This is a genomic window from Pseudanabaena sp. PCC 6802 (assembly GCF_000332175.1).
Lineage (GTDB): Bacteria > Cyanobacteriota > Cyanobacteriia > Pseudanabaenales > Pseudanabaenaceae > PCC-6802.
In genome coordinates, this window is record NZ_KB235914.1 from 1 (window position 1) to 2,365 (window position 2,365).

The window sequence follows — 2,365 nt, forward strand, 5'->3', positions numbered from 1 at the left end:
TCCACTTTGATAGGCTGCCACTACTCGTGCGCGTAAATCCTCGGAGATGGTTATTCCTTTTGGCATTTTTCTCACGATCGTACCATGCTGTTCTCATCTGAAAACCGCTATACGATCCCCAAATGATTCAAGTCTTGTACTTGGATATTCAAGATGAAAGTCCTAACTCATCAAAAAATATCCTACCTCTATTTCCCTGCCTGCGAAATGTCGGCTTGAGCGTCATAGAGGCTAACAGTTCCCACCATTGCCTCTCGCTATCCCGTCTCACACAAGAGCATACAAGTGCCATCTAACCTGCATTATTCATGAGGTGAGGCAGGCTAAGTCTTTGGCGGCTTGTTCGTAGGATACATTCGCACTCAAGATCGGGCTACATCTTTCCACATACGGACTCACCTGGCTATAGGGGGCTACTTTGAGCTTCTGCGCTAGCTTTTGCGTGAGGTGGAGCTGTCCGATGCTGCTTTGCACTCGCCTGTGGCGTCCTGCTTCTGTGCCCGTAACTGTGCGGATAAAAAACTCCCTATTTCTGGGCTGACATGTTCGAGGATTTGCTGCCGCACAGCGATTTCGATCCCTTCCAAGCTGGTTAGTTGTTCCGATGGTGTATTCTGATAAAGGATGGCGGCAATAGCTTGAACGTGCGCTTGCATTTCTTTTTCCTGCTCTGGAGTCATGGTTGCTCTCCTTGGGGTTGGTTTCTCGTATTCCTATCTTCTGATTTCTTCCCCCTTTTGGCTACCCATCTATATTAAGCATTATTACTCAGTGCAAAGTTGAGATGCTCCCGATTAAAACTACCTTGCAATAGTGCTTAAAAGTATGGGCGAACTGGAAAAAGAACTTCTTAAAGATCGAGAGCATTCCACTGCAGAAGTGGCGAAGGAAACCCTTAGTCAACTGATTCAAAAAAGTCAACAAGTTGGAGATGTTTATTCAATTAGCTATGAATCAGCATTGGTTCTTATCCACGATCATTATCGCAAAAAAGTAGGGGGGATTCCCAGTTTAAGCTTTTTGATCGCTACTCGAATCGATCCAAAGGAATCTGTTGATTACACAACAGAAGATGCTTCTATTCTCCTGCTTAGAGTTATGGATGCAGCTCCTCTCCCTAATTCTTTTGAAGCCAATCGTGTTAGGGTGGAATCAGCACAAAGGGCAAGTGGAGAAGATACACACTGGGATAGTGAAGGATTGATGGATCCACACACTCACAATCTCCTCTCATTTGCTGGAGTCAAATGTAGGGTCATCGGTACATTCTTCCTTGATAAAGATCCAAATAATAACTCAGAAGATTCTCTAGTTCTGCGGTTTGGTAGCGATCTGTCAAATTACTATCCTAACCGAGGCTTAAAAGTATATAAACCAAATGATAGGGCATTATCGCTCATAGTGAACTATCGGGATCCAGAACGCAAGGATTTAAAAATAGATAAATCTGTTGTCATCGGCAATATTCGCTATGCTTCAACCAATCGTTCATTTCAGGGAGTTTCTAATGTTGAAGTAAACTTGCTTCCTGCTGACTTGCTGGGACAAAAAACAGCATTATTTGGCATGACGAGAACTGGTAAATCTAATACAACAAAAATTATTCTTCAATCTGCTTTTAATCTTCGTTTCGAAAGAACTTCATTGCGAATTGGTCAGATTGTCTTCGATCCAAATGGTGAGTATGCAAACGAGAATATCCAAGATGCCAACCAGAACAAGAATCCATCAGCAATAAAGAATGTTTGGAAATCTCATCCGAAAGGCAATGTTGATGATGTTGTGACCTATGGAATTCTGCCTCATCCAAATGATCCTGCCCGTAAGCTAATGCTCCTAAATTTCTTTGAGGAAAGTAACCTTCAGATTGGCAAAGAAATCATTGATGGTTCACTTGCGCTTGATGGCTCTAAATATATTCAGAACTTTCGACAGATTAAGTTTGACAAACCTGATTCGTCTGATAAATCTGCAATGACTCGTTATGATCGACGTATCTTGGCTTATAGAGCTTTACTTGCTAAGGCGGGCTTCCAAGTACCTACACAAATTGCCCCTAGGACTAATAGCTTGTTTAATTCTAAACTTCTAGATTCTATGGGATCCAGCGAGGAAAGTCCTAACTATCTCGCTGCTGCTGCAATCTTTAAGAAGCAGACAGTAACATGGCAAGAACTTGCCAACGCTTTCGAGTACCTTCGAGAGTTCATGAATACTAACTGGAGTTTAGACTAAAAGGCAACAAGAAGCATCTCGCTAGATAGAAACTAGCGAGAGAGAGGATAAAAGGGAAGAAGTTGAGCTAAGCAGTTGCAGCGGAAGCTTTTTTGAGGGGCTTGGCATAGCGTTTTTTGACAGTAGGATA

General features: G+C 42.6%; 2 protein-coding genes. One reads left to right on the plus strand and one right to left on the minus strand.

Going from position 1 to position 2,365, the window contains the following annotated elements:
• Window positions 1-431: 431 nt before the first annotated feature.
• On the minus strand, window positions 432-680 hold the full coding sequence (locus PSE6802_RS0105230; RefSeq protein ID WP_019499006.1) for a hypothetical protein: 249 nt from the start codon (window positions 678-680) through the stop codon (window positions 432-434).
• 145 nt (window positions 681-825) lie between these two features.
• Here PSE6802_RS0105230 and PSE6802_RS27855 point away from each other — a divergent pair, with 145 nt between their 5' ends.
• On the plus strand, window positions 826-2,235 hold the full coding sequence (locus PSE6802_RS27855; RefSeq protein WP_019499007.1) for a helicase HerA domain-containing protein: 1,410 nt from the start codon (window positions 826-828) through the stop codon (window positions 2,233-2,235).
• Window positions 2,236-2,365: the final 130 nt, after the last annotated feature.

Coding starts and splice junctions, on each gene's coding strand:
- PSE6802_RS0105230 (WP_019499006.1), bottom strand. CDS start 680: ATGACTCCAGAGCAGGAAAAAGAAATGCAAGCGCACGTTCAAGCTATT.
- PSE6802_RS27855 (WP_019499007.1), top strand. CDS start 826: ATGGGCGAACTGGAAAAAGAACTTCTTAAAGATCGAGAGCATTCCACT.